The sequence below is a fragment of the Colwellia psychrerythraea genome, assembly GCF_000764225.1.
Lineage (GTDB): Bacteria > Pseudomonadota > Gammaproteobacteria > Enterobacterales > Alteromonadaceae > Colwellia > Colwellia psychrerythraea_D.
In genome coordinates, this window is the sequence record NZ_JQED01000047.1 from 121,253 (window position 1) to 146,498 (window position 25,246).

The following is a 25,246-nucleotide window of genomic DNA, read 5'->3' on the forward strand; positions in this document are numbered from 1 at the left end:
TGCCTATTAAATAAAACCTATTTATTGAATCATATGATACATAAAAAAGTGTAAAATACCAAGCATATAAAGGCTTTGTTTTGGGTGTTGCCTTGTGTTATTGTATCATTTGATTCATAACTTACTGGACTTTAAGTTGGATAATACTGACATTCAAACGATAGAACGATTTAGTTTTCTAGACTTTCTTCTGTTATTTAAAGGTCAATTTACTCGTTCGGAGTTAGTTGAGCGTTTTGGTATAGGTGAAGCCACAGCAAGTAGAGCAATCAAATCTTATCTGAAAAAACATAGTAATCAAGCGAACTATCTGGGACCTCGCCTAGGGTACGTTACATCAGATACCTTTATCCCTAAGTTTAAACATCTCACTGACGATGGGTTAAATTATGTGGCTACGGGTGAATTAATTAGCAAGTTTAATATTTCTAATTTTGGGATAAGCATTCACTCAATTAATAAAAGCTTATCATTAGATGTTATTGCTCCGGTAACTAGAGCAATAGTTAGGTGTTCATACGTAAATATTGATTATGTTTCTACTACTAGTGGAATATCTAGCCGCGTAATAGCTCCTCATAGCCTCTTTAGAGCTTGTGGGACATGGTATTTTCGAGCCTATGACTTACAAACATCTTCTTTTAGAACATTTAAATTTAGCCGATTAAAGCAGACTGTTAATTTAGGGGGGGTAGAAAAAGATACTCATAATAAAGCGAAGGATGATGCGTGGAATCAGCAACGCCTAATTAAGCTTAAAGCACACCCCAAACTTCAACATGCAGCTGCAATTGAATTAGACCTTGAGCTTGAAAGTAACAAAACGAAGGAGTTGATAATGTCAGAGGTAACAGTGGGGTTTGCTATGTCAGAGCTGAGAGTTGATTGTTCAAAGAAGCATAAATTAAATCCCAAGGAATTTCCTTTAGTCCTTATTAATAGAGAAGAACTAGAATCAGTCGAGTCTATGATAATTGCTCCAGGATATTCCTATTCTGAAAATATGTAATTATTTACTCAAGTAAAGGCTCATATTATTTCTAATAAATAATCTGTCTATTTGTTTCCCTGTAAGAGGGTGATCTGGCCAACTTCAACAGGACACTTTTATTAAAAAATTTTCATAATCTATTGGGGACAGATCACCTTTAACGCAGTATAAAGGAGCCCATCCCCTCGAAATTGCTAGTACAGCACTTAATAAAAGTGGGTATGCTTAACTAGATAAAAAATCAGCCTTGAATTAATTATTATTTTCTAATATATTGATTTCAGGGATTTTGAGTACCCTGTTAGCCACCCTTGGCAAAGACCCCTACAGGTCATCTTTACTATTTACTAATTATTTTTTACGTATAACTTCGTGTGTGCGTTAGGTGGCAGCGTGTGCTAAATACGAGGATATTCCTATGAAAAATAATAACCGCAATAAAAATGAACAACTTCAATTCCCTTCTGGCCGTACAATCAAGCGCTGTAAAGACGATGCCAAAGCACTTAGAAAAGCGTCTAAAGAAACTGAAAACTATCTTAGTTACAATAAAGCTCTAGATGTCATTTCTGCTGATAATGGATTAAAAATGGGTTGGGATAAAGCAGTAAACTATATAATCAAATCCGCAATGACAGCAAATGAATTTGAATCGAAAACGCTCTTTAATAAGCTTGTTGGAAGAGTAGGAAACGAACAAAGCAATTTCAAAAAAAGAGGTATTAGCTAGGGGCTGTTGATCTTTCACATTGGCAGCCAAATCATTGAACATGCTAGAGCCAACATACTTTCAAACTGTAATTTTAATTTATCGTATCTTGTCGCTATGGCACGAAAGTGCTTCAGCCTTGCAAAGGCATTTTCAACTAAGTGTCTGTATTTATACAAACACCAATCAATATCACCATTTCCTATTTTCGAGTTCTGCTTCCTAGGTATTACAGGGCTTGAGTTTCGTTCACGAACTTTGTTCCTAATAGCCTCACTATCATAACCTTTGTCTGCTATGACAAAATCACTCTGCGGTAACAATTCAATAAGTTCATTCGCCACTTTACTGTCATGAACGTCACCACCTGTAATAATGAATTCAATCGGCAAGCCATAACTATCAACAGCTAAATGAATTTTACTGGTGTTGCCACCTCTACTAAGAGCAATAGCTTGTTCATGCTCTGAAGCCGCGCCTGTACTATATTGGTGAGCTTTAACATAACTGCCATCGATGAATTCCCATTCAGTATCGCTATTTTGGGCTAGTGACTTGAATAACCTCATTAATACGCCTTTTCTTGACCAGAGAAGAAACCGACGATAAATCGTATTCCATAAGCCAAAACATTCAGGTAAATCTCGCCAAGGACAGCCCACACGTAAACGATAAAGTATCCCTTCTAGCGTTTGTCGATGTTCAAGCTTGTTATAAACTCTATCTTCAAGCAATATAGCTTTTAGTTTCGACCACAGCTCATCAGTGAGCATTAATCGGGGCATGACAATCTCGTTTAGTTTGGTTTTGGCGAAGTGAATTATACGAGATTGTCACTCACGTACAAAATTCAAACAAAGATCAACAGCCCCTAACCAATGATAGTTATCATTAGCAACCTTAAAGGCCTTTGTTTCTGAACAACCACGCGCAAAAAACGTTTTCCATAACCTCAACCTCTCCTGGTACTATGGACTACCCTTTAGTTTTTATATTCAATGTTATGCTCTTTGAAATACATGACCATCTCTTCAGGAGAGTTAAATGCCCGATGCAACATTTCTATGGCGCGCTCTTGTACTGCCACATCTTCTGATTTTCTATTTTCATTCCACAACTTGACAAGAAGTAACTTGCCTTTATTTGTCAACACTTCTCCCGTGAAAGTTACCCTTAATTAAAGATACAATCTTCTTTATCTAGCTTGCCAACAGTTAAATATTTATTGAGAAAGCTATCAGCCTCGATACTTTCCAGCTCGCTAGTATCAATAGCTATATGCAGCAAAGACAAGCCAGTATCAGGATTACACATACCAACAGAAACAATACTTTGATTGTCTTGACGTGATAAAGAGTTAAACTCGTCTATATTTCCACTGATCACAAACCATGCATGAGGGCATTGAGAAGTCATTTCGTTATGTTTAATAAGAAAATCACTCTCCCGATAAACAACAGTTACTTCATCACCCTTTTGTGTTGTAAAAATCCAATTTGTAGACCCCATAAATTCGTATTTTTTCATTTAATTTTCCCTGCTATTTAGTTAAAAACTATTGTTGTACTTTTTAAGTATTCTTTAGGACATTTATCGCCTAAATAAACAGACTTAAAACCACTACCAATAACATACTTTCGTTTATTAAGGTCATGCACCATATTGTTAGGTGAAGTCTCTCGATAACACGTAAAAAGCTTACTAGATTTTTGTCTACCAAGAGCGCTTGCAGCTCCTAGACCTAAAACTAATCGCCATAAGTCACTTTTGTTAACTTTGCGACCTAAAATCGACAATACCTTGACTGTTCTGTTGGGTAATTCAGTTTCAAGTGTTTCGTATTTTTTACCTACCCTAATGTTATAGAGTAAGCCCGATGCTTCTTTAGCTGTAATCTCTAGCTTTACACCTAAAGTGGCAGCAGTAAAGTAACCACCACTTTTAAGCATTGCTTCGGCTGCTTCACCTGTACTGATTAAGCACATGGATATACACCATCTACATTTTCTTCAATCAGCCCTTGGTAAATACTTAAACAGAATTTTTCACAAATAAAATCTTGGCTATTTTCCGCATCGTATTTTAGCCTTTCTTCTAATGCCTCCTGCGTATCCATAGCAAGGTATTAATATCTTCAACATGTTCTGCACTACATTTATGAAATAACTCTTCATAAAAAGCGACCCACTCGTCAGAGCTTAAAGTGTCAATACCATTAATTAGTGACTTGGTTAATTGTGCTGTTGAAAATGCCATTGTGCTTCACTCAATTACTTAACTTGAGCATATTATCAGTTAAATATATTTAACTAATTTTCAGGTGCGGCAAACCATGAAGCATATCAATATACGCCTGTGCTTTTTTGTGACCTTGCTCTACTTCCACAGCAATTTGATGAATGCGAGTCTTGCTAATACCCCAACGCTCTGCAAGAGGTATTGGAGTCCAACCTCGCTTTTCATATTCATCTTTAAATTGTTGTCTATCCAATTCTAAATACACCCAGCAATAATAATTAATAAAACAATATACAGTTAAGTATATTTAATTTCAATTTATAAATTTTAATACATTAAAGTTGAGTGCAATAAAAGGGAACTTCGGGGAAAACGTTGGGCATTTATCTGAAGTCTGTTTTGTGAAACACAATTTGTCTTATTGAATTTATTTTAAAAACCATATAATAAATTGGCTCTATTGATCTTTCAGGGTTAAAATTTATTCAATTGAAAACGGGTTTAATCGCGGCGCGAGCTTTGTATCATAGTTGTTCTATTAAAAAAGCGAGCAACAATGAGTAAATTTGTTTTAAATGAACCCTAAAGGGCAGCACTTGTTTGAAATTTATACTACGTTATCGTATGTTCGAGTAGCCAGCTACACGTCACATACTCTTCCTTGTCTAAATACCAAACAAGTTGCTGTAAAAGTAATCTCGAAAGATCAACAGCCCCTAGTCTAATTGTGATTAATTATATCACCCTAAAAGATGCAGCAATCATTCATACGAACAAGTCACTAAATTCTGTAATTAACGGGCAGCAATCATGCTCATATCAACACTACAAAACTCTATAGCCGTTCTTATATGCCGACTTCGGGGAAAACCGTTGCACTTAGAGGAAATTGAAATGAAAAATCCGCCTTTCAAGGCGGATTTCGGAGTCAGCTATTAAGTAAAACGCTTGGCGCGTTTCAATAACGTCTGATAATCCATTTGTTGATGACAGAAAATGTGTAGATCAACCTCCACTTCGTCAGACGCTAGTTCCATTAACTCGTACACAAAGCGATAATCGCCTTGCAGCATTTCTTGAAATGCTGGATCATCAAGGTACTTACATTGAACCCCGCCATGAGGAAAGATACTTACTTTCTCTTTCCAAGCACTAATAATACTTTTGATATTATCTCTAACGACGCTCTGTTCTTGGGTTTTACTGTTCCAAGTAATAGTTTGCTTGACATGATGCTGTGCATTTTCTGAAATGGTAATACCTACGTTCATTTTTATTGCCTTAAATGGACTCTAAAAAATCATCTAAAGGCGCTGCTCTACCTTGCTTGATGTCTTTTCGAGAAGTTATTAATAACTCCATAAAAGCCAGCTTTTCTTGCACTTCGGCGTAAGCTTCGTGGGTTTGTACCACCAAAGATTCCCGCCCGTTTTGAGTTACGAACAAAGGTTCGTAGCCCAACTCGTCGTGCAAATTAGCAGCTCGCGCTTTCATGTCGCTGATGCTTGCGATTTCTAACATTATCTCTCTCCATATCATCCCACTCACCACCAATATAGCGGCTAGTGTGATATAACCCACACGGTTTTACTCTCTCAAGGTAATAGTGGACTAAATTTAGACCGACGTCAATATTTTGACCTAATTTAGACCGGAGCTAGATGGAGAACCCGATAATAGAATTAGCTTTTTGTGTTATATAGGAAAGGAAAGCGCGTTTTTGGTTTTACTTAGGGTATTCCGAACAATAAACGGAAAACCCCGTTACCGGTTGGTAGGGTTTTAGAATTAAATACGGAAATGAAATGCAAAGTTAACATCAGAGAATATTTTAACTATGGCTGGCTGGAATATACATACCCGCAACAAGCGAGTATATATATTCAGTCATTAATTTATTTTGAACCTGCTTTAACTGCTTGAGCTTTTACGCCACCAGCCACGCAACTTGAACCTTTAACACCTTGTGCTGAAGCTGATTTTGCAGAAGATCCCATAACTTGCCCTAAAGATGATGCTCCAAAACCAACACTACCTAGCAACGTCATCCATGTTATCGGTAATATATAGTAAGACATATTCACTGCCGTATAAACCCAAAGGGCAAGGCGATAATCGACCAACTACGTCGTTATAAAGTGGGGGTGGGAAACGCCACACCACACATTGTAAGCCTAGTATTTGGCACGATTCTCGTCTTGCTGAAATCGAGCATTTCCAAGTGGTTTGGGTATATATCATGGTGAGAATAAAGGTAGAAAAGGAAATAGTCGATTTACTAAAGATACTAAAATGTATAAAAATTTAGCAAAGAATCCATGGTTACTGGCGACATCAGATTCAAAATTAACAAGTCAGCAAACTGTTAATTTATATAGTGAAAGAATGAGAAAAGCATCAAATTAGGAGTTAAAACTAAACGGCTAAAAGCGGGCTGGGATGAAGCTTATATAATGAAGGCAATCACCGTTGGCTACATCTGTATAGTTTAAACCCGTTTACCCTGAGTAAAGAGTAATAATAAGTTAAAGCGCTTAGAAATAATGTATAATAAGGCACGGTAATTTTTTCTAATGCAAATAGTAATGGTGCTGTGTCAAAAATAGAGCATAACATTGTTCTTATCCGTGCATTTAAATTATCGCTACAACTAAAGTCGTAAGGATATCTATGTTAAACCCAGTGTTTTATCAATTTTCAATAAGTACAACTCTGATATTATTAGTTGGCTTTTATGGCCTTACATTTATCTTCTCAACTCTAGCTTCAAAAAAATCGGATAGCGTTGATGGCTATATGGTCGCCAACGGTGCAGTCGGATTCGGAATCGCAGCAGCAAGTATGACCGCCACCTGGATTTGGGCTGCCTCTTTTTACGGAGCGGCGAGTTCAGGTTATAAATACGGTCTATCCGGTTCTTTGCACTACGGGCTATGGGGAGCCTTAATGATATTATTTATTTATCCCTACGGGCAGCGCTTCCGTGAACTAGCCCCGAGAGCTCGTACCTTAGCAGAAATAATGCAAGCAAGGCATGGCTCGTCTAGCCAGCTAATATTAGCTATCTCAAACTTAGTCGGTAGTGTTATCAGCCTAATGGTTAACTTCACGGCTGCAGGCGCATTGGTATCGGTATTAACTCCACTGTCTTTCGAAGTCGGTGTATTAATCGCGGGTATTGGCGTTTTATCTTACACATTATGGTCGGGTTTTAGAGCGTCTATCTTGACAGACTTCGCCCAGGTTGTTGCTATGATGGTTGTCGCTATTGTTTTAATTCCTTGGGTTTATTTCAACATGGGCGGGTCAGAAGCACTCTTACAAGGTTTCGATATCATCACCACAGAACAAGCCGACTTATTCTCGACTAAAGCAATTTTAGAACAAGGTGCACCATTTTTTGTCGCTGTGCTTGCCTATGGTATTGGTAATCAAACTATTGCACAACGACTTTTTGCAGTACGTAAAGACCTGATTAAATCATCATTTGTGACAGCTACACTCGGCTACGGTTCAATTGTTATCGGTTTAGGTATGCTAGGTATGATGGCACTATTCATGGGTATTACGCCTCATGATGGTGATATGAACAACCTCATACCACAAGTCGCTTCAGCCTACTTGCCCGCTGTTGCTATCGGCATGCTATTTATCTTAGTTATTGGCTCTTTGTCATCAACGGCTGATTCAGATCTGTCTGCACTTTCTGCCATTGTGATGACGGATATCTACGCCAAGAACTTAGCTAAAAGGAAAATAGACAATAAAAAAATGCTGCTACTGGGGCGTATAACTATGATTATCGCGACCGCGCTTGGCTTAATCCTAGCTAGTTTCTCACTCGATATACTCGTTATGTTGGTCTTTGTCGGAGCATTATGGGGAACACTTGTGTTCCCTGTTATTGCCAGTTGTTACTGGGAAAGAGTTACCAATCGTGCTTTCTTAAGTGCTGTGCTAGGCGGTCTGATTTTATTTTGTGCGGTGCGTTTTGAGTGGTTCTCACTTGTGAGTGCATGGGCTTCAAGTCTAGAGCTCATTGCCGCTATCGGTGGCGGTACTGTGATTGGCCTAATGTTCTTTGGCTTTACAAATCACAAAGTCGCGCTGCTCGCAGGGGCTATTGTAGGAGTGCTATGCGCATACTATTTTCACGACTTTTTACGTGATTATAGTGTATTGCTTAGTTCTTTAGTTGCCTACGGTGCAAGTACCGTGATTTGTACTGCGGTTAGCCTAACAAGTAATGAACGCTTTGATTTTGCGTTGATCCATGAACGCATTCAACATTTTGATGATTAAAACTAGGAGTACAATATTATGTTATCACTCTATATTTTGATATGGCCCGTTATTTCGGCAGTAGTGCTATTCATTATAGTCAGGGCTTTTTTTAAAGATATGGCGGAAGCTAAACGCGAAGACCACGACATAATCTAAGTAAGGAAGTAAAGAAAAGTCACACATTGCTAGGGGCTGTTGACAGGGTGGGTTCACGCATTTCTGACAAAGAACACGGTATAATAAAAATACTTTGAACTTAATTGGCGTTGAACGTTCAGATCAGTATCAAAAACTCAACGTTGATGATGGTGCGAGAAACCTAGCCACAATCAGACGTAAATTATTGAACTTGATAAAGTCGCATCCGTTAAAAGATAGTGTTGCAGGAAAAATGCAGCGAGCATGTTGGGATGCTATATTTAGAGCGGATGTATTGTTTGGTTAAAAATCTACCAAAGCGTAATCCCGCCTGGATGAGCTAGTTAGCCAGTGGTAAAAATAAAAGAGATGGCAGAAACTAAGGGGTAAAAATAGACAGGGTTGTAGACTCCTATGAATAAGGAGTCTATTTGATCATGATTTGGCTTAAAATTTAAGATTCATCATCTCAGCCTAGCGTAACATCTATAAAATAAGATTAATTCTTAAAGCGACGTAATACTAACCCCATAAATCCTAATACGAAAATAGCTAGGGTAGACGGCTCAGGTACAGAAACAGTAGATGTAGAAAGGTTTTCAACGGCTAGGTCATAATTCGCGGAGCCTGCATTCCAATTATATAAAAATGATTGACCATTTGGGTAGATACCGTTGTCATTACCATCATCTGCAATAAAGTAATTAAAGTTTGTTCCATTTCCAGAGGAAACACCAATAACATCATCGCCATTATCTTCACCACTACCATTAAGCTCTAAATAATTAACTTGAATTGAGCCACTCTCAAATAGAATGGCTTGAAAACTGTTATAAAACTCTTCCTCATAATCGATTACATTAAGCCAGGTCATTATAAATCTCATATCACCAGCAGTTCCAAGCGTGTTTGTATAAATTTCACTATCACTGTCACACTCAGGACAAAGATCGGCAGAGAAAGCCGCAATCATTGGTCCGTAACTACCTTCTATGTCACTACCTATTCCGAAATCTTCCTCATCATCAAAAAAAAGACTACCATTAGTTGAGCCATAAACTTCATCATAATCAGTACCATAAAAGGTAAAATCGAAACCTAAGTCAAATAGTTCATTGTTATCATCATCATCACTTAAATCACTCAGCATGCCATAATTAGACTCCCACGTGGGCGTAATTGGAGCCGCATTTGCGGTCGCTATTAAAGTAAAAGTAATAAAACTAATGGTTATTAATTTCCAAATTGTCATAATTTGTCCTCTTATTGTATTTTAAGCGTTCAACAACACCCATGGTAACATAGCATTATCAGATAACATACCAGCACTAAATGCGCTGTTAAATCACCGCTGTTAGCAAGGTTAAGCGCTAACCAGCTTTTAGTGCTGATCTTTTTTTACGTCATTTTTACTTTGTGATAATGGCTTTTATTAAAGCCTGTATTAAATCGCTTTTGCATTAAATTCAACCCAAACAGGCTTATTTCAGTCAGCCCAGACTTGTGCTTATCTCGGTATATATTCAATTAGCCCTTATCGCTTTATGATTAAAGTCAAAGGGGTTTGAAAGATATAATTTATCCCTGTAAATTACCTAAAGTAAGTTACAGGGTTGCTATAGACCAAAAAATACTGTTTTAAGCCAGCAATAAGTTTATAGCGAAGTAAATTACTTAATAAAACGTCTTGTTACTAAGCCGATTAATCCCAAGCCAAAAATGGCGAGTGTTCCTGGCTCTGGCACTGCTGTAGTAGTTAACGATAACATCGGCGCACCGTTATTTGCATTTTCTTTACTTGCAAATTGAAATGAGCTATCTGTTCTTGCCGAATTAACTCGTCTTAAACCTAAGGTAACTAAGTTATCTGAATCATTGTTGATAAAGTTCACTAAAGCGTCGTTATCAAGTGTAAAACGATCGCCAACATTTATGTCCTTCAATGAGAGAGTTCCCAATAATGAAAAGTCGCTTGTAAAGCCATTCGAGTTAACATTATTTCCCGCAGCATTGTTCCAAGTAATGGCATTCTCGCTCCAGTTATTACCAACCGAGCTATCAAGTAAACCATAAACTTCGACATCAAATACATTGGCGACTAATGCATCATTATCGGTGAGGATGTTATAGGTTAATGCTAAATCAAATGAGGCGTTAGCCACGGTTTCAGTAATATCACTTAAATCAAAACGAATATAACTCTGGCGATGCCATCCATTATCACCATCATTTCTCAACAATAGTGTATTAGCACTCCCGTAATTGCTATCCTTGTTTCCATTATGAATGTACGAGTCGGCACCATTACCAAAACTGGTATCTATCTCAATAAGCCCTGCATTGGCAATCGACATAACAGACAAATTTAACGCAATAAATAATGGTTTTAACATATTTTGTTTCAATTGATGATCCTTACTACCTAGTTTGTAGCTCTTCTGAGTAACGCATTGATGTATGGTTGTATGATAAGCACAGATCATACCAGACTGTAAAACCCTCAATTTTTCAGGTGCATAACTCATCCCTTAAATTAAATAAATGAAAAGATGTAAAAAAAGCTGACACAACTCTACGTAGTGATTAAAGTTCATTTGATTTTTGAATGGTATATACCCAAGCCACTTCAAAATACAGGATTCAGCTGGAATTAGAAATGCCTTTAGACAAGGCATTGATTGAAGAGAATAGTCATTCTATTGTCGAAATTAATAACGATGTATAAAGCGCTTCTAAACCAGCCATTCTGGGACGTCTGAGCAAATCATGTTCATCGTTATGTAGTTAATTAAGGGAACAACCATTAATAAAATACAAGCCTTGACCATGAGTCGCTCAGGCGTCCTGAAACGAGCATTTTGAAGTCGCTTGGATATACAGTCAAAACTACGACTCTACGCCTGATTGATAGCGGAAGAATGTGTTGATATTATCCCTGCCAACATGTAAGATGTGTGATATGTGACAAATAATTATTACTTGATAAAAGCCTCTAAAGTTAGCTCAACAGCGATAGTCAGTTCATTTCAACAGACTGAATTATTCGATAATAAGAGGTAATTCTCAAACTATAATTGAGAAAATAGACGGTACTTAGATTTAGCAAAGCGTAATAGTTTATCTATTTTATACCCGTTACCATTCGATATGCATGTTTCAGAGCGGTTGAGCGATTTCAATTCAAGGCGCATTGATGAAGGAATGGTTATTCCCTTCTAAGTCACTGTAACGAAGAAGTGGAATTGCTCAAACGCTTCTACGATGGGTTTAAAATGACTTTATGCTGCGGTAAATAATCAAAACATAGAGTGACTATGCTTAAATTATTCTCCTTGCCTAAAGGCATTTTAATTCCCACTGAAATCGAGCACTTTGAATGGTAACGGGTATAGTAAGGTGACTTGAGAAAATCCTTATTGCCAAACAATATCAAACTAACAAAAAATCTTTTATCCTTTTGGATTATTTATGAAAAATATAAAAAATTATCGTTCCGCTATTATCAGTTTAATTATGCTGTTGGTTTGTAGTTACAATTCTCAAGCACAAAGCGTTGATGAATTTAAACAAAACAGTGCTAACTTAATTGAAAGATTAATTGGCAAAAATGATATTTTTCACATAGAAAAAATTGAACCTAAGAACAATAAGTCGCTATTTGAAGTTGAATTAGTCGATAAGAAAATTGTTTTACGAGGTAATAATATTACCGCAGTCGCCAGTGCTTTTCATACCTACCTCAGAGTAACCAAACAAGCTCATTTCTCATGGGGGAGAGATAGAGTAGATAAAGTAACAGTCCCTGCTTCATTTGATAAAATAGTAAAAACCAGCCCTGTTGATCTTTATTATCAATTTAACTTTACCGCACATGGTTATTCAACCCCCTACTGGTCATGGGAAGAGTGGGAAAGAGAAATAGATTTAATGGCGTTAAATGGTATAACACACCCTTTAATTATTTCAGGTATTGAAAGTGTCTATATTTCAACATTTATCCATTTTGGCTACACCGAAGAAGAAATCAGGAGTTGGTTAGTACTTCCCGCCCATATACCTTGGCAACTTATGGGTAATATTTACTCAACGAATGACGCCATAAGCCAGAGTTTAGTTAATAACCGTAAAGTATTGGGACGAAAAATTGCCAATAGATTACGTGAACTTGATATGACCCCCGTACTTCCAGGTTATTATGGGTTAGTCCCCAATGATTTTGCCAACAGAAATAGTGCAAGTGAGTCGGTAACCAAGCCCTTTATTCTACCTCAAGGAGGCTGGGCTGGTGGTTATGACAGACCCTCGTTAATAAACCCAAACCAAACAACCTTTTCACTACTTGCTAAACATTATTATGCCGCCATCGAGGAAGTATTTGGCGAGGTTAACTACTTTGCTGCGGATCCTTTCCATGAAGGTGGAAAAACCTCAGGCATTTTAGTACCCGCTGCAGCCAATAAAATCCAACAGTCAATGCTCGACCATGATGAAGACTCAGTCTGGGTTTTGCAGGCTTGGCATGGGAATCCAAGAAAAGATCTCCTTAGCTCTCTCAGTATAGACAATACCTTGGTGATAGATCTGTGGGGAGACGAAAGCCCCGCTTGGAATAGAGATGGCACTAACAATGCCGCATTTGAAGGCATGCCTTGGGCATGGTCTATCATTCAAAACTTTGGTGGCAACTCGGGTTTAACAGGGAATTTAGACACTATTGCTCAACAGTTTTCACCTTTAGGGGTATTTAACAATGCCAACCAAGACAATTTGATTGGTTTAGGTATGGCCATGGAGGGTATTGAACAAAACCCTGTAGTGATGGACTTTATGTTTGATATGCGTTGGCGCGACAGAAATGCAGGCTATCAGGATATAGGACAATGGCTTGATGATTACAGCGAAAGAAGATACGGAGCAACCAACCCGCATGCTCAAGCTGCATGGCGGATATTAGCTGATACCGTGTATCATTCAGGCCCATACCACCGAGAGGGAACCATCGAAAATATTTTTACTGCTCGCCCTTCGCTTACAACCTTAAAAGCTTCTAGCTGGGCTCCTAATTACGGGCCATATTATAATGAAAAAGCACTCGAGAATGCCCTTTCTTTATTAGTCGAGGCAGGCAGTAAATTAAAAGATATAGAAACATACCAATACGATCTTACTGATGTGGCAAGGCAAGTTGTTGCCAATAAAGGCAGAAAAATACTGGCCAAACTAAATAAAAGCTATCAGCGAAAAAATGTAGCCGACTTCAAAAAACAGAAGGATTTATTCTTAGAAACAATGTTGGTTCAAGATGATCTCTTAAGCTCTATTGAAGAATTCACCCTGAGTAACTGGCTTAATAAAGCAAATACATTTGCCGACAATGCAGACGATCAAAAAATCTTTGAAGAAAACTCAAAACGAATTATCACTACTTGGGCACCGATAGATTCTAATTTACAAGATTATTCAAACCGTGAATGGTCTGGTTTAATTAAAGATTACTACTACCCAAGGTGGGTAAGCTTTTTAAATTATAAAGAGGCTTTATTAACAGGTCATACTGAAGCTACCCCGCCAAACTTATGGATATTTGAAGATAACTGGGTTAAAACTCAAGCAAAAGAAGAAACCAACCAAGAAAACTTAAAAACACCTTATGAGTTAGCGAAAGCGCTTTTACTAACCGTTAATGCTCAGTGAGCAGACAAATCACATATCTCGTTAAGAAATGACTTTCCCATGACGAGATAAGGGAAACCACACACTCCCTGTGGTACTTTTGGGGGGAGCTTTGCTCCCCCTTTTTTTTATAACTATCACCCGCCCTAAATAAACTTAACTTGATATTTTTTAATTATTTTTCATCTAGAAGTGTACTCATACAGGACTCAAATCTACAAGATTTTCAATCCCCCCTTGTCAGTATTGGGACTACAGAGAAACTTGAGTTTATTGGTTAATTAATACTTACGTATAAAATGCGATGAATCCCCCTATAAAGCCTTCTTAGTGGAACTAAAACCTCCTTGATTGATATTAAAGAGGAAGTAATATCAATCAGACTAACTAAGTGATCATTCAAAATGCTCTATTTCAGTGGGAATTAAGCTGCCGTCCACAAGTTACTTAACACTTCAGCTTGCTGTAAACACAAATCGATAGCTTCATCAGATTTATCGGGTGGATACTTCCAGCGACGTAATGCTCGCCTTACAAGGTTTCTTAACCTTGCTCTAACACTGTCGCGCTTTTGCCAATCAACAGTAGTAGATTTTCGCAGCTTCTGTGTTATTTCTATTGCTAGCCCACGCAGCTGATCATCGCCTAGCTCTTTCACTGCACTTTCATTTTGAATAAGCGCTCGATAAAAAGCTATTTCGTCAGGGTTCATACCTAGCTTTTCAGCTTGAGCTAAGTCTTCTTCTATTTCTTTTGCCATTTTGATCAGCTCTTCAATAACTTGAGCTGTTTCAATACCGCGATTATGATATTTTCGCAGTGTTTCCATAATTCGATCAGAGTAAGCTTTTTCAGAAACCACATCATTTTTCATTCGAGCTTTAACTTCGTCTTTTAGAAGTTTTTCTAATAATTCAACAGCAAGATTACGCTGCGGCATATTGCGAACATCTTCAAGAAACTCTTCAGACAACAAGCCAATATTTGGCTTTTCTAAACCAACAGAATCAAATATATCAACCACCCCTTCAGCAACAATCGCGTTATCAATTATTTGCTTCATTGCAGAATGCTTTTCTTCGTCGGCTCTACGTTTATCAGTTCCTGTATATTTACTAAGGGCAGCTTTAATCGCGCTAAAGAAAGCGATTTCTTTTTTATACTCTGCTGCTTCATCTAAGGTACTACAAAGGGTGTACGCTTTAGCAAGCGGAGCCATTACATCAAAAAATCGTTTTTTACCATCAAGCTTGCCATTACCAGGGTTAGGTAGACTTAAAATGTGATTCATCGCACCAGGTAATAATGTCAGCGCGTTATTGGCAAAGTCTGAATAATCAAAACCAGCCATCATACTCTGTAACACTTCAATCTTTTCTAGCAATATTGAAAAGGCTTCATGGTTATCTAAGGTTGGCTGTCCTTTACCTTTTGAATCGGTATAGGTTTTTAAGGCATTCTTCAACTCATTCGCAATACCGATATAATCAACCACTAAACCGCCAGGCTTGTCTTTAAAAACACGGTTAACCCTCGCTATGGCTTGCATTAAGTTATGACCTTTCATCGGTTTGTCGATATACATGGTATGACAATTGGGCGCATCAAAACCTGTTAACCACATGTCACGAACAATCACTATTTGTAGCGGGTCTTTCACGTCTTTATAGCGTTTTTCAAATAGCTTTTTAGTTTCTTTATTATGAATATGTGGCTGAAATAAAGCTTTATCTGAGGCTGAACCCGTCATTACTATTTTAATAGCACCCTTAGCAGGATCATCGTCATGCCATTCTGGTCGAAGGGCAACAAGTGCATTGTAGATATGAACACAAATTTCGCGGCTCATACCAACAATCATCGCTTTACCAGGAAAAGAAGCCACACGAGTTTCATAATGCTGAACCAAATCTTTAGCCACTTGCTCTATACGCGGCTCTGAGCCAACAAGTTTTTCTAATGCCGCCCACTTAGACTTAGTGCCTTCTCTTGTGCCTACATCTTCTTCGCCTTCACTTTCTTCAAGTAAAAGTTCATCAATATCGTCATTTAGCGCTGCAATTTCATCTTGTCGAATATCTAATTTTGCTAATCGTGATTCATAGTAAATAGGTACAGTAGCACCATCTTCAACCGCATCTTGAATATCATAAATTGAAACATAGTCACCAAATACCGAACGTGTATCTTTGTCTTCTGCTGATATTGGCGTACCCGTAAAACCAATAAATGAGGCATTAGGCAAGGCATCACGCATATATTTTGAATAGCCGTAAGTATACTCACCTGTTTTAGCATTAAACTTGGCTTTATCACCATACTGGCTGCGGTGTGCTTCATCACTTACCACAACAAGGTTGGTGCGCTCACTTAATATTGGGTGCGCAGTTTCACCAGCACCATTTTTATCTTTAAGCAAAGCAAATTTTTGTACGGTAGTAAATACAATACCACCTGCTTGTTTAGCCGTTAAAATATCACGTAAGGAATCTCTATCAGTTGCTTGAACGGGCGTTTGCTTTAACGTGTCTGCGGCCATACCAAAGGTATTGTATAACTGGCCGTCAAGGTCGTTCCTGTCAGTCACTATCACAATAGTCGGGTTGTTCATTGCAGGTTGCGCCATTAACTTGCCTGCATAACACACCATAGAAATAGATTTACCAGAGCCTTGCGTATGCCAAACAACCCCAGCCTTACCAGAGCCTGCTTTAACCTTACTGTTATAGTCAGCTCTTGGCTCAGCAACCATTGCTAAATCTACTGGTTGTCTAGTTGCAACAACCGTTGCCTCTACCGCAGCGCGTACTGCATGAAATTGATGGTAACCTGCAATCTTTTTAATTATCCCTACACTATTGGCCGCTGGCGCACTACCTGACTCTTCAAATAAAACAAAGTGACGTATGTAATCTAAAAACAATTCAGGTTTAAAAAATCCACGCACGAGTGTTTCTAATCGAAACTCCAGCATAGGCTTGTCATTTTCATTATCGACGGTACGCCAAGGTAAAAAACGCTCTTTATTAGCAGTAAGAGAACCTATTCTAGCTTCCACCCCATCACTTACTACTAAAGCCTCATTAAAAACAAAAAGATCTGAAACTTCTTCTTTGTAGGTTTGCAGTTGTTGGTAAGCACTCCAAATATCAGCCGAGTTATCCGCAGGATTTTTAAGTTCAATAACCGCTAAAGGAAGACCATTAATAAAAACAATAACATCTGGGCGACGATTGCCTTTAGTGCCTGTAATAGTAAATTGGTTTACCACTAAGAATTGGTTTTTACTCACATTAGTAAAGTCGATCAACCTTACGTAATCTGTTTTATCTTCACCATTTTCTTTATATTCAACCTGTATGCCTTCAAGTAAATACTGGTGCAGTTGTTTGTTATTTTTGATTAATACAGGAGTGTCGGCATTAATTACCGTTGCTATTGCCTGCTCTAATGCATCAATGGGGATATGAGAATTAATGACTTCTAATTGGCTTAACAAGCGAGCTTTTAAAATAACCTGCCGATAATCGTCACGCTCAGCTCTATCACCATCAGGTGCAATGTCATAACCATTGGCATAGTCATAGCCTGTTTCTTTAAACCACTCAATGCATAGCTGCTCTAATTGATCTTCTGTGATCATTTTTCATTTCCTTTTGGGGTTTTAGTATATGCTTGTTGGGGGTGATTTCTTGTTGTAGGGAATGCTAAGGATAGTAGTTCTTCTGCTACTAACGGATTCAAGTAGTTACGACGAAGAGCATTAGGCTCTCTGTCCAATAATTGTGATAAGCTGGCTAAATTTATATACCTATCAGTGCATAATTTTAAAATTGTTTCTCTTACTGTAGATTTGGTAGTTGTACGCTTACTACCTTCTTTTATTGGCTTTGCAATTACTTCTAATTGTTGCCATAAAATCCTGTTTTTTTCATCTACACCCTCAACAGAAGTCCTTCCATTTTGCTCCGGTTTTAACTCCTGCTTTTGCTCCGGTTTTAACTCCTGCTTTTGCTCCGGTTTTAACTCCTGCTTTTGTAATTCATCATTAGCTGCTTGAGGATTTGAAACAAAGAGAAAATCTGCTAACAACTTTCCTGCAACATTGTCAGGTGTTGGCACCGATATATCTGGCTGGTGATACACTTTACTCTTATGCTCGCCAGAAGAAGAAATAATTTGAGCTTTTTCAAGTTTAACCAATGCAAGGGTAATGTCTCTTGTATGCGCCCCCGTTTGTGTAACTAGTTGCTGATGACTTTTATAAGCAACTGAATAAATAATAATAGCTATACTTCTTTCAAACTCAGTTAAGTGAGAAAATTTGCTCCCGTAACTACTTATCAGCTTCTCTCTAATCTCTTTAGGATATAAGTCCACCATCCTTAGCTCTAAAACCGTTTGATCATTCGGTATATTCTTTTCCATTAAAATAGGGGCTTGCCAATGCTGGCTATTCCAGCCACTAACAATATTAGGAATACCAGAACCCGCTTGTTCGCCAAATTTAATAAAGCGAAACATTTTGGCTAAGTTTCTATTTCTACAATCAGGCTCTCCTCCTTGGAAAGCCACATCTAACGGAACTCGCATTAAGCCAGGGTTTCTAAAATAAAACAGGTCTTGTTTTTTAATGACCTTAATAGAAGCTCTATCCGTATAATCAGCATGTACTAAAACATTAGCAAGCGCTTCACGTAAGGCTTTATGAACAGGTGTATCATCTTGTCGCAAACCATCTTTAAGACTAAAAGGCACCTTAAGGTCTTCTATCAATTTGCGGTAAACTTTGCGTGAAAAATCATATAAGTTCCCTGACCATGTGCCATCAGGGGCAATTCTATCTATCCATCGTTGTTCAGTTGTATCAGCAGGTTGCTCTTGATAATCAAGCATATAGTTAGGGAGTTTTTCTTGAATTACACCGTCATTACCAAACATTAATAAGCCTGCAAGTGTTAACCCTTCTTTCCCCGTATCTCTGTCTTTACGCCAACCGCCAATGCGCTGCAAAAAAGCCTGTTCTGATAGTTCATTCCAGCTATGATTTGGATTTAAATTCGCATAAGTTTGGCGATAAACTTTTAAAGAATCTAGCTCAATATCGTCCATAGAGTAATGCTCTAATATTTCACTATCCCTAGACTCATTAACTTGCTCAGCAAGCATACGTTTGACTTGTTCATCTGATAGCTTTTGATCCGATTCATTTTTACGAAAGTAACTATTGCCTAACGGAGTGTGATTGAGAAAAATAGGGCGCTCTTCTCTTTTTGCGCGCCTTACTTGTATTACAAGAATTTCTTTACCGTCAACATCAACCGCATAAACATCTTGGTTAGATAGTAGGTCGGTACTTACTTTGTTAGAATTGGCAGTATTAAAAACTTCGGCTTTCACTTTCTCTATATTTTGAATACCTTCAATAGAGAAGTTACCTTTCGATTCTCTAACGCCTAATAAAATGGTGCCGCCATCCGTATTAGCAAAAGCACTATAGCTTTCCCACATATCTTTAGGTACAGCACCTTTGCCATCTCTACCACCTGCAAGTTTACATTCAAGCTCAGATGACTCTTTAAGCAGGGAGATATCTTCTAACGTTGTAATATCAAATAATTCCATCATTCACACTTTTAATAATTTTAAACCGACAAATAAACCGTCATCTATACCGACATACCAAGGATGTTACTTTATTTAGAACATTTTAGGCATTATTGCTCCTACTTCTAACCTCTGTATTCAACTCAGGTAATAAAAGCTTTAAAGATGATTCAAGTTTATTCATATGAACCACTAACCAGTCAATATAATCAGTCCAATTGGTTTGATCCTTGCCATTAACAGCCTTACTTAGTTGAATGCGCGATGACTTTTTATCATCTAGCCTCAACCATTCAATTTCTTGCTCAAACGGCTGCTCTATCTGCTCTCTTTTTTCATAAAGCCAATCAAACATAAATTTATTATCTTCTTTACTAGAACGACCTAACCAAATTTCAACTCTAATCTCTTTTGCACCAAAAATCATTGAATAAGGACAACCTGTGACTCCTGAACCTGCACATAACCAGTGATCTTTTGTTGGATTAATGTTGTTGTACAAATCGCAATGACTATCGCGCATCACTTCTAATGCTTTTTCCCAAAATGCCAACCTCAACGTGTGGCGAGTCTTTAACTCTTGTTCAGTTTTCTTTTCATCAGACTCTTTGGCACTCATGCTAATCATTAATTCTTTAGCTTCAGGAGTAGGTATTATTTGCTCTAGATTTAAAAACAATTCTTCAGAGTTGCTGCCTGTTGAACCCACCTTCATTGAATATGGGGTCACCTTAAAACACTGAAGCTGAATACCATGACTAAGTAACCTCTTTTCGGTAGCTAGCAGCAACAAAGATTACTCGTTGCTCATTACCGGAGTTTAGTAAAACTTCACCTAAATCTGGGACTTCAAGAAAGTCACAGATAGCCTGATTCGCATCCCCACCTCCACAGTAACGTTGAAGGTATCCTTGGTAAATTTCAACAATCTGTTTCTTGTTCAAGCTAGAGCAATAAGAAGCGTACTTAAGTGCCTGCCAAACTACATCACGACCTGTATCATCAAGTTTATTCTCGATAATGACCAAGTTACCGTCTTTATCTAATGCCAATAAATCTAAACGCTCACGAGTGTCATCAAAACCATCAAATTCTTTTAGAATAATTAATAACTCTTCACCAAAAGCATCGGGTTGATAGGCTAACCATTCTTGTAGGTGGTTTCGCTCTGAAAAACCTAATTCGGTAAAGCTTTTACTTTGTAGGCGTGAAATGCGATTTGAACTTTGATCTATTTTGAACATTGTCTTATTACTTCCTTGTCTACTACTTCATATTCTTGTCTTAGTTCCTCAAGTAGGGAACCCTGACCCAGTACATTTAAACTAACGACCATATTATTTACAAAGTTTGTTTTGTTTAAAAAATGTCTAAGGTATTTTAACGACTCCCGCTCACTTTTTTGGCTATATGTTGTATCTTGCAACTCAGATTCATATATTCGATTATAAGTTTCGGAGTATTTTGGTTGCCCACTGCCTAAATTGCACGCCCCGCTGAGACTTGACACGGTAACCAACCGATATAATGATATCTAAATTAAAATGCTGAACTTGGTAGGTTTTCCCATCATCAGCAGTATGTGCATCTTTTGCACATACAGAACCTTTCTCTAATTCGCCTTCTTTAAATACATTATTAATATGCTTAGTGATAACCGAGCGTTCACGTCCAAATAGCTTGCAAATTTGAGCTTGCGACAACCAAACGGTATTTTGCTGTAAAGCCACATCTAACAGCACTTCGCCATCAGCACTTTGAAATAGCTGTACTTGCTGGTCTTCAGTTATCATTATTGTTCCTTACAACATAACTAGTTGATTAACTGCCAATAGCCTGTTTTTTTTTAGAGCCTATACGTTCTATGATATTGTTTTCTTTTAACACATTTATTCGTCGCTCAATACTTCTTACCGCTTTACTAGTTTTATCTGCAAGTTGCGCATTCGTGATAAAACGATCAGCTTTGATGTGTGCCAAAATGTCTTCATCAAGTGATGATAATTTTAAACCGCCACTTATCCCGACATTTAAACCGACATTTTTACCTGGTAGCTCCGGTTTTAACTCCTGCTTTTGCTTCTGCTTTAACTCTGGTTTTTGCGCTGTACTTTCATCAATGGCATTGTGTGCTTCTTGCACTTCCCTCGGAGGAGCTATTACTCTTTTGCCATCCAGAATTGCAGTAATCTGCTCTTCAGACAAAGTATTCCCTTCAATGGCTAGTGAGCCTTGCACTGTGCGCATACGGTTAACTTTACGTAAACGTAGTCGCTTTTCTTGCTCAAACTCGGCTGTTAAACGGCCAACCGCTTCACTAATCTGAGCGACTAGCGTTAAGGTTTTGTTGGTTAGGGTGAATGGAGGAGAGTAGCTAGGCATGATGGGATAACCACTCTTGCAAGAGATTACGTTCGGAAAAACCTAAAGCATCATCACCCCCCATGCCAAATAAGTCTTCCAATAAACGTTTATCTACCATTGATAAATTAGCCATTCACCACTGCCTTTTGATTGTTGGATAAATCGATTTCACCTGAGAGGAGTTTAGGAAGTAGCGCATCTCTTAAATCAGATAGGGTCACTGACTCTAATCTACACTCTATTTGCTTTTGAATAATTGATTCAATAATATCCAAATTGATTAAATCAGGTGTTGGAATAGCACATTTAGCTTCTGAGAGATGGCTCCTTTTGATGTGCCCCATTGTTACAGCTTTATCGGCAGCAATTTGTATGAATTTTTCTAGATGATGCTTTGTCCACATGGTGTAAAACCACTTAGGGTAGTCTTTAGATGTTACTTTAAATAAGTGTTGATTTAATGCCGCTTTACCACCACACCAAGTATCAACAAGTAATGAGGCTGACCATGAAAAAACAACGACGCCATTATCTACAATGCAACTAGGTTTTATTGAAGCTTTAGCAACTTCTTTTCCATCTGCAAAACCAGCTTTCAGTTGAGATATTTTAAGAACAGGTAAAAACTCTTCCCCTTCTTCTGGGCGAAACTTTTGAAGAGCCAAGCCATTTTGATAATGAGCGACTTCATCAAGAGCTTTAACTTCCCACCCCTCTGGTATTTCGCCTAACTCGCTTTCAACCAGTTGGTTGGGGAATAAGTCGGCAAGGGTTTGTAGTTGCTCGGTTGGAACAATATCACCCCCGCCGCTAATGGCGTTAATGGCGGCTTGTTGTTCTACCTTTTCTATCTCTTCTGGAGATGGGGTTTTTGCTATTTGCTCAGCGGTGGCAGTTGGCACCGCAGTTTCTGCTTTTGGGGCATAAGCAGCGAGCAGTGCTTCACGGGCGGCAATTTTGGCTTTAACAGGTTCAAAATCAACAAACCAAGTTTTAAAAATCGCTTGAGCGATTTGTTCTAGGGTTTGGTTGATTTGACTATTGGATTCAATCTTGTCTTCCAACGTAGATAAGTTTTGCCCTATTGCAATTTGCTCTTTTTTATCAGAAGTTGAGTAAACTTCGAAAGGGTAAACAGCATTTCGATTCAAAGATTTTTGTGCGCTACCTGAATTAAACTGGTCAAAATCTATAGTTTTCAGTAAGTAGTATATATATCTTGGATCATTTCCTTTAAAGTCAGTGATATACAAGCATGTATTTAAAGGCCAAAAGTCCACGTCACAGTAGGATACTTCTCCCATAGAGTTCCCACTTCGCCCTACAACAACACCAGGGCCTAAAGTCTTTGATACATTATGAAACCCCGTTACCCCAGACGATCCCATGATAGGAGTATTTCCATCAATTCGTTTTTGAGATGGTAGGTCATGACCACGCTGAAGAGTGATTAGATCTCCTAAAGGTGTATTAGCCCAAGTCATAACCTAGCCCCTTTAGGTTACCCTTAATCTGCTGCTCTAGCTTATCACTTTGTTCAAATTGATTTTTAAGCTGGCTAGTTAAGCGAGCCATTTTTTCGGCAAAGGCTTCGCCATCATCTTCAATTTCAGCTGCCCCTACATAACGACCTGGGGTTAGAACAAAATCATGTTTTTCAATCTCAGCTAGTTTGACTGATTTACAAAAGCCAGCAACGTCCTCATAAGGGGCGCTAGGCTCAATGCACATACCTTCAACTTCGCTCTCTGCTTCGGCTTTTTCTTTCCAAGCCATAACAGTGTCCATACTTTGAAAGTCTTTCGACTGCCACTTATGGTAGGTTTCGGTTATTTGTAATAAATCATCTTCTGCAAAATCTCGTAATACACGATCTTTCATATAACCAAGGTTACGGGCATCGATAAACAGCACTTCTCCGCTGCGATCTCTAAGCTGTTCACCTAAATCATTAGTGCGCGCTTTTTTATTCTTGGTTAAAAACCAAATACAGGCAGGGATTTGGGTATTGGTAAATAACTGCCCAGGCAAGGCGACCATACATTCTACTAGGTCATTTTCAATGAGGGCTTTACGAATTGTGCCTTCGTTACTGGTATTTGAACTCATTGAACCATTGGCAAGTAATAAGCCCATAGAGCCATTAGGCGCTAAGTGATGCAACATGTGCTGCATCCACGCAAAGTTGGCGTTATTACTTGGTGGTTGTCCGTATTGCCAACGCGGGTCGTCGTCACTTACGCCAACATCCCACTCTTTCATATTAAACGGCGGGTTTGCCATAATGTAGTCGGCACGTAAGTCTGGGTGTTGGTTGTGGGTGTAGGTACTGGCTGGCTCTTTACCAAAATCAAAATCAATACCACGAATAACCATGTTCATTGCGGCTAGTTGCCATGTGGTGTGGTTATACTCTTGTCCGTAAATAGACACATCACCTATTTTACCGCCATGCTCAGTGATAAATTTCTCGGATTGTACAAAGAAACCACCACTGCCCATAGCAGGGTCATAAACACGCCCTTTAAACGGTTCAAGCATTTCAACTATTAAGCTAACAATCGATTTTGGCGTGTAGAATTGACCGCCTTTTTTACCTTCAGCTAAGGCAAATTGGCCTAAGAAATATTCGTAAACATGACCAAGTATGTCTTTTGAGTTCATACTGACGTGGCTAAAGGGAACGGTTGCAATTAAGTCGATTAATTCAGCGAGCTTGGTTTGGTCAATTTTTAAGGTGGTGTACTGTTTGTTTAATACGCCTTTTAGTTTTGAGTTGTCTTTTTCAATAACGTCTAAGGCGTTATCGATAAGTTGACCTACTGAACGTAACTTACTTCCTTTGCTAGTCTCAATCTCACCACCAATAACCACTTTGTTGTTGTTTTGCAGGAATGACCAACGGGCTTCAATTGGCACCCAAAATACATTTTGCTCGGTATAAAAGTCTCGTACTTCAAGCTCAGCATTTACTTCGCTAATGTAGTCAGGATCTTCAATACCTGCATCAAAATCGCTTGGGTCAATAAAATAATCATTAGCTTCATCTGAAAACTGTTTTTTAAGCTCATCTCGTCGTATATCAAAGGCATCACTGGTGTATTTTAAAAACACTAAACCAAGCATTACATGTTTGTAGTGCGCGGCATCTAAAGCAGGCAGTAATTTATTAGCTGCTGTCCATAGCTTTTTTTCTAAGTTGTTTAAAAATTCTTGCTCATCAAAATTCATTGAGTCTTTGT

Annotated in this window: 26 protein-coding genes; 6 read left to right on the top strand and 20 right to left on the bottom strand. The window is 38.3% G+C overall.

From position 1 onward, the window contains the following. Nucleotides 1–136 precede the first annotated feature (136 nt). Both ND2E_RS04405 and ND2E_RS04400 read left to right on the top strand, forming a co-directional pair. Nucleotides 137–1,009 carry a WYL domain-containing protein gene (locus tag ND2E_RS04405; RefSeq protein WP_033095226.1) on the top strand — a complete coding sequence of 291 codons (873 nt, stop codon included), beginning with the start codon at nt 137–139 and terminating at the stop codon, nt 1,007–1,009. Nucleotides 1,010–1,409: 400 nt separating this feature from the next. Further along, nucleotides 1,410–1,721 (top strand): hypothetical protein, encoded by a 312-nt coding sequence (locus ND2E_RS04400; RefSeq protein WP_033095165.1) that lies wholly within the window; start codon nt 1,410–1,412, stop codon nt 1,719–1,721. Nucleotides 1,722–1,735: 14 nt separating this feature from the next. Here ND2E_RS04400 and ND2E_RS04395 read toward each other — a convergent pair whose 3' ends face one another. The 9 genes from ND2E_RS04395 to ND2E_RS0121850 form a co-directional block, all read right to left on the bottom strand. Next, nucleotides 1,736–2,485: an IS5 family transposase gene (locus tag ND2E_RS04395; protein WP_033095166.1), complete on the bottom strand. Its 750-nt coding sequence runs from the start codon at nt 2,483–2,485 to the stop codon at nt 1,736–1,738. 197 nt (nt 2,486–2,682) lie between these two features. Further along, nucleotides 2,683–2,850 carry a hypothetical protein gene (locus ND2E_RS23180; RefSeq protein ID WP_190277862.1) on the bottom strand — a complete coding sequence of 56 codons (168 nt, stop codon included), beginning with the start codon at nt 2,848–2,850 and terminating at the stop codon, nt 2,683–2,685. A gap of 23 nt (nt 2,851–2,873) precedes the next feature. Next, the gene (locus ND2E_RS04390) at nt 2,874–3,227 is read right to left on the bottom strand and encodes a hypothetical protein (protein ID WP_033095167.1); all 354 of its coding nucleotides are present in this window, start codon (nt 3,225–3,227) and stop codon (nt 2,874–2,876) included. A 17-nt stretch (nt 3,228–3,244) separates the two neighbouring features. Then, nucleotides 3,245–3,685 (bottom strand): hypothetical protein, encoded by a 441-nt coding sequence (locus tag ND2E_RS23185; protein WP_052056877.1) that lies wholly within the window; start codon nt 3,683–3,685, stop codon nt 3,245–3,247. Further along, the gene (locus tag ND2E_RS23190) at nt 3,676–3,816 is read right to left on the bottom strand and encodes a hypothetical protein (protein ID WP_190277859.1); all 141 of its coding nucleotides are present in this window, start codon (nt 3,814–3,816) and stop codon (nt 3,676–3,678) included. The genes ND2E_RS23185 and ND2E_RS23190 overlap by 10 nt, the downstream gene beginning before the upstream one ends. A gap of 189 nt (nt 3,817–4,005) precedes the next feature. Beyond that, a complete protein-coding gene (locus ND2E_RS04385; protein WP_033095168.1) occupies nt 4,006–4,191 on the bottom strand; it encodes a hypothetical protein in 186 nt (61 codons plus the stop codon). A 682-nt stretch (nt 4,192–4,873) separates the two neighbouring features. Beyond that, a complete protein-coding gene (locus tag ND2E_RS04380; RefSeq protein WP_033095169.1) occupies nt 4,874–5,209 on the bottom strand; it encodes a hypothetical protein in 336 nt (111 codons plus the stop codon). Nucleotides 5,210–5,219: 10 nt separating this feature from the next. Further along, the gene (locus ND2E_RS04375) at nt 5,220–5,459 is read right to left on the bottom strand and encodes a type II toxin-antitoxin system Phd/YefM family antitoxin (RefSeq protein ID WP_033095170.1); all 240 of its coding nucleotides are present in this window, start codon (nt 5,457–5,459) and stop codon (nt 5,220–5,222) included. Between the two features lie 374 nt (nt 5,460–5,833). After that, nucleotides 5,834–6,016, bottom strand: a complete 183-nt coding sequence (locus tag ND2E_RS0121850; RefSeq protein ID WP_033095171.1) for a hypothetical protein — start codon at nt 6,014–6,016, stop codon at nt 5,834–5,836. 592 nt (nt 6,017–6,608) lie between these two features. On the opposite strand from ND2E_RS0121850, the gene ND2E_RS04370 reads away from it, so the two are divergent. The 3 genes from ND2E_RS04370 (at nt 6,609) to ND2E_RS0121855 (ending at nt 8,667) form a co-directional block, all read left to right on the top strand. Next, nucleotides 6,609–8,240 (top strand): sodium:solute symporter family protein, encoded by a 1,632-nt coding sequence (locus ND2E_RS04370; RefSeq protein WP_033095172.1) that lies wholly within the window; start codon nt 6,609–6,611, stop codon nt 8,238–8,240. 18 nt (nt 8,241–8,258) lie between these two features. After that, complete coding sequence (locus ND2E_RS23385) at nt 8,259–8,378, top strand: putative transporter small subunit (protein WP_223303672.1); 120 nt, start codon at nt 8,259–8,261, stop codon at nt 8,376–8,378. Between the two features lie 94 nt (nt 8,379–8,472). After that, nucleotides 8,473–8,667: a hypothetical protein gene (locus ND2E_RS0121855; protein WP_033095174.1), complete on the top strand. Its 195-nt coding sequence runs from the start codon at nt 8,473–8,475 to the stop codon at nt 8,665–8,667. A gap of 192 nt (nt 8,668–8,859) precedes the next feature. On the opposite strand, the gene ND2E_RS04360 is transcribed toward ND2E_RS0121855, so the two are convergent. Both ND2E_RS04360 and ND2E_RS04355 read right to left on the bottom strand, forming a co-directional pair. Further along, nucleotides 8,860–9,612: a PEP-CTERM sorting domain-containing protein gene (locus tag ND2E_RS04360; RefSeq protein WP_033095175.1), complete on the bottom strand. Its 753-nt coding sequence runs from the start codon at nt 9,610–9,612 to the stop codon at nt 8,860–8,862. 418 nt (nt 9,613–10,030) lie between these two features. After that, entirely contained in the window at nt 10,031–10,765 is a 735-nt protein-coding gene (locus tag ND2E_RS04355; RefSeq protein WP_033095176.1) for a PEP-CTERM sorting domain-containing protein, read from the bottom strand. A gap of 1,063 nt (nt 10,766–11,828) precedes the next feature. On the opposite strand from ND2E_RS04355, the gene ND2E_RS04350 reads away from it, so the two are divergent. Further along, on the top strand, nt 11,829–14,054 hold the full coding sequence (locus tag ND2E_RS04350) for an alpha-N-acetylglucosaminidase (RefSeq protein WP_033095177.1): 2,226 nt from the start codon (nt 11,829–11,831) through the stop codon (nt 14,052–14,054). 403 nt (nt 14,055–14,457) lie between these two features. Here the strand turns inward: ND2E_RS04350 and ND2E_RS04345 are convergent, their stop codons facing one another. The 9 genes from ND2E_RS04345 to ND2E_RS04320 form a co-directional block, all read right to left on the bottom strand. Continuing rightward, nucleotides 14,458–17,676 carry a type I restriction endonuclease subunit R gene (locus ND2E_RS04345; protein ID WP_033095178.1) on the bottom strand — a complete coding sequence of 1,073 codons (3,219 nt, stop codon included), beginning with the start codon at nt 17,674–17,676 and terminating at the stop codon, nt 14,458–14,460. Then, nucleotides 17,673–19,661, bottom strand: coding sequence for an RNA-binding domain-containing protein (locus tag ND2E_RS04340; RefSeq protein WP_081962095.1), 1,989 nt, complete (start codon nt 19,659–19,661; stop codon nt 17,673–17,675). Before ND2E_RS04340 ends, ND2E_RS04345 begins: the two co-directional genes overlap by 4 nt. An 82-nt stretch (nt 19,662–19,743) precedes the next feature. Next, a complete protein-coding gene (locus ND2E_RS23390; RefSeq protein ID WP_223303673.1) occupies nt 19,744–20,355 on the bottom strand; it encodes a DUF4268 domain-containing protein in 612 nt (203 codons plus the stop codon). 43 nt (nt 20,356–20,398) lie between these two features. Beyond that, nucleotides 20,399–20,884 (bottom strand): PDDEXK family nuclease, encoded by a 486-nt coding sequence (locus ND2E_RS23395; RefSeq protein ID WP_223303674.1) that lies wholly within the window; start codon nt 20,882–20,884, stop codon nt 20,399–20,401. Between the two features lie 201 nt (nt 20,885–21,085). Then, complete coding sequence (locus ND2E_RS04335) at nt 21,086–21,433, bottom strand: virulence RhuM family protein (protein ID WP_052056879.1); 348 nt, start codon at nt 21,431–21,433, stop codon at nt 21,086–21,088. A 28-nt stretch (nt 21,434–21,461) separates the two neighbouring features. Further along, complete coding sequence (locus tag ND2E_RS04330) at nt 21,462–22,022, bottom strand: winged helix-turn-helix domain-containing protein (RefSeq protein ID WP_033095181.1); 561 nt, start codon at nt 22,020–22,022, stop codon at nt 21,462–21,464. After that, the gene (locus ND2E_RS23515) at nt 22,015–22,137 is read right to left on the bottom strand and encodes a hypothetical protein (RefSeq protein WP_263281889.1); all 123 of its coding nucleotides are present in this window, start codon (nt 22,135–22,137) and stop codon (nt 22,015–22,017) included. The genes ND2E_RS04330 and ND2E_RS23515 overlap by 8 nt, the downstream gene beginning before the upstream one ends. Next, nucleotides 22,130–23,488, bottom strand: a complete 1,359-nt coding sequence (locus ND2E_RS04325; RefSeq protein WP_033095182.1) for a restriction endonuclease subunit S — start codon at nt 23,486–23,488, stop codon at nt 22,130–22,132. The genes ND2E_RS23515 and ND2E_RS04325 overlap by 8 nt, the downstream gene beginning before the upstream one ends. Further along, nucleotides 23,475–25,235, bottom strand: a complete 1,761-nt coding sequence (locus ND2E_RS04320; RefSeq protein ID WP_033095183.1) for a class I SAM-dependent DNA methyltransferase — start codon at nt 25,233–25,235, stop codon at nt 23,475–23,477. Before ND2E_RS04320 ends, ND2E_RS04325 begins: the two co-directional genes overlap by 14 nt. Nucleotides 25,236–25,246 lie beyond the last annotated feature (11 nt).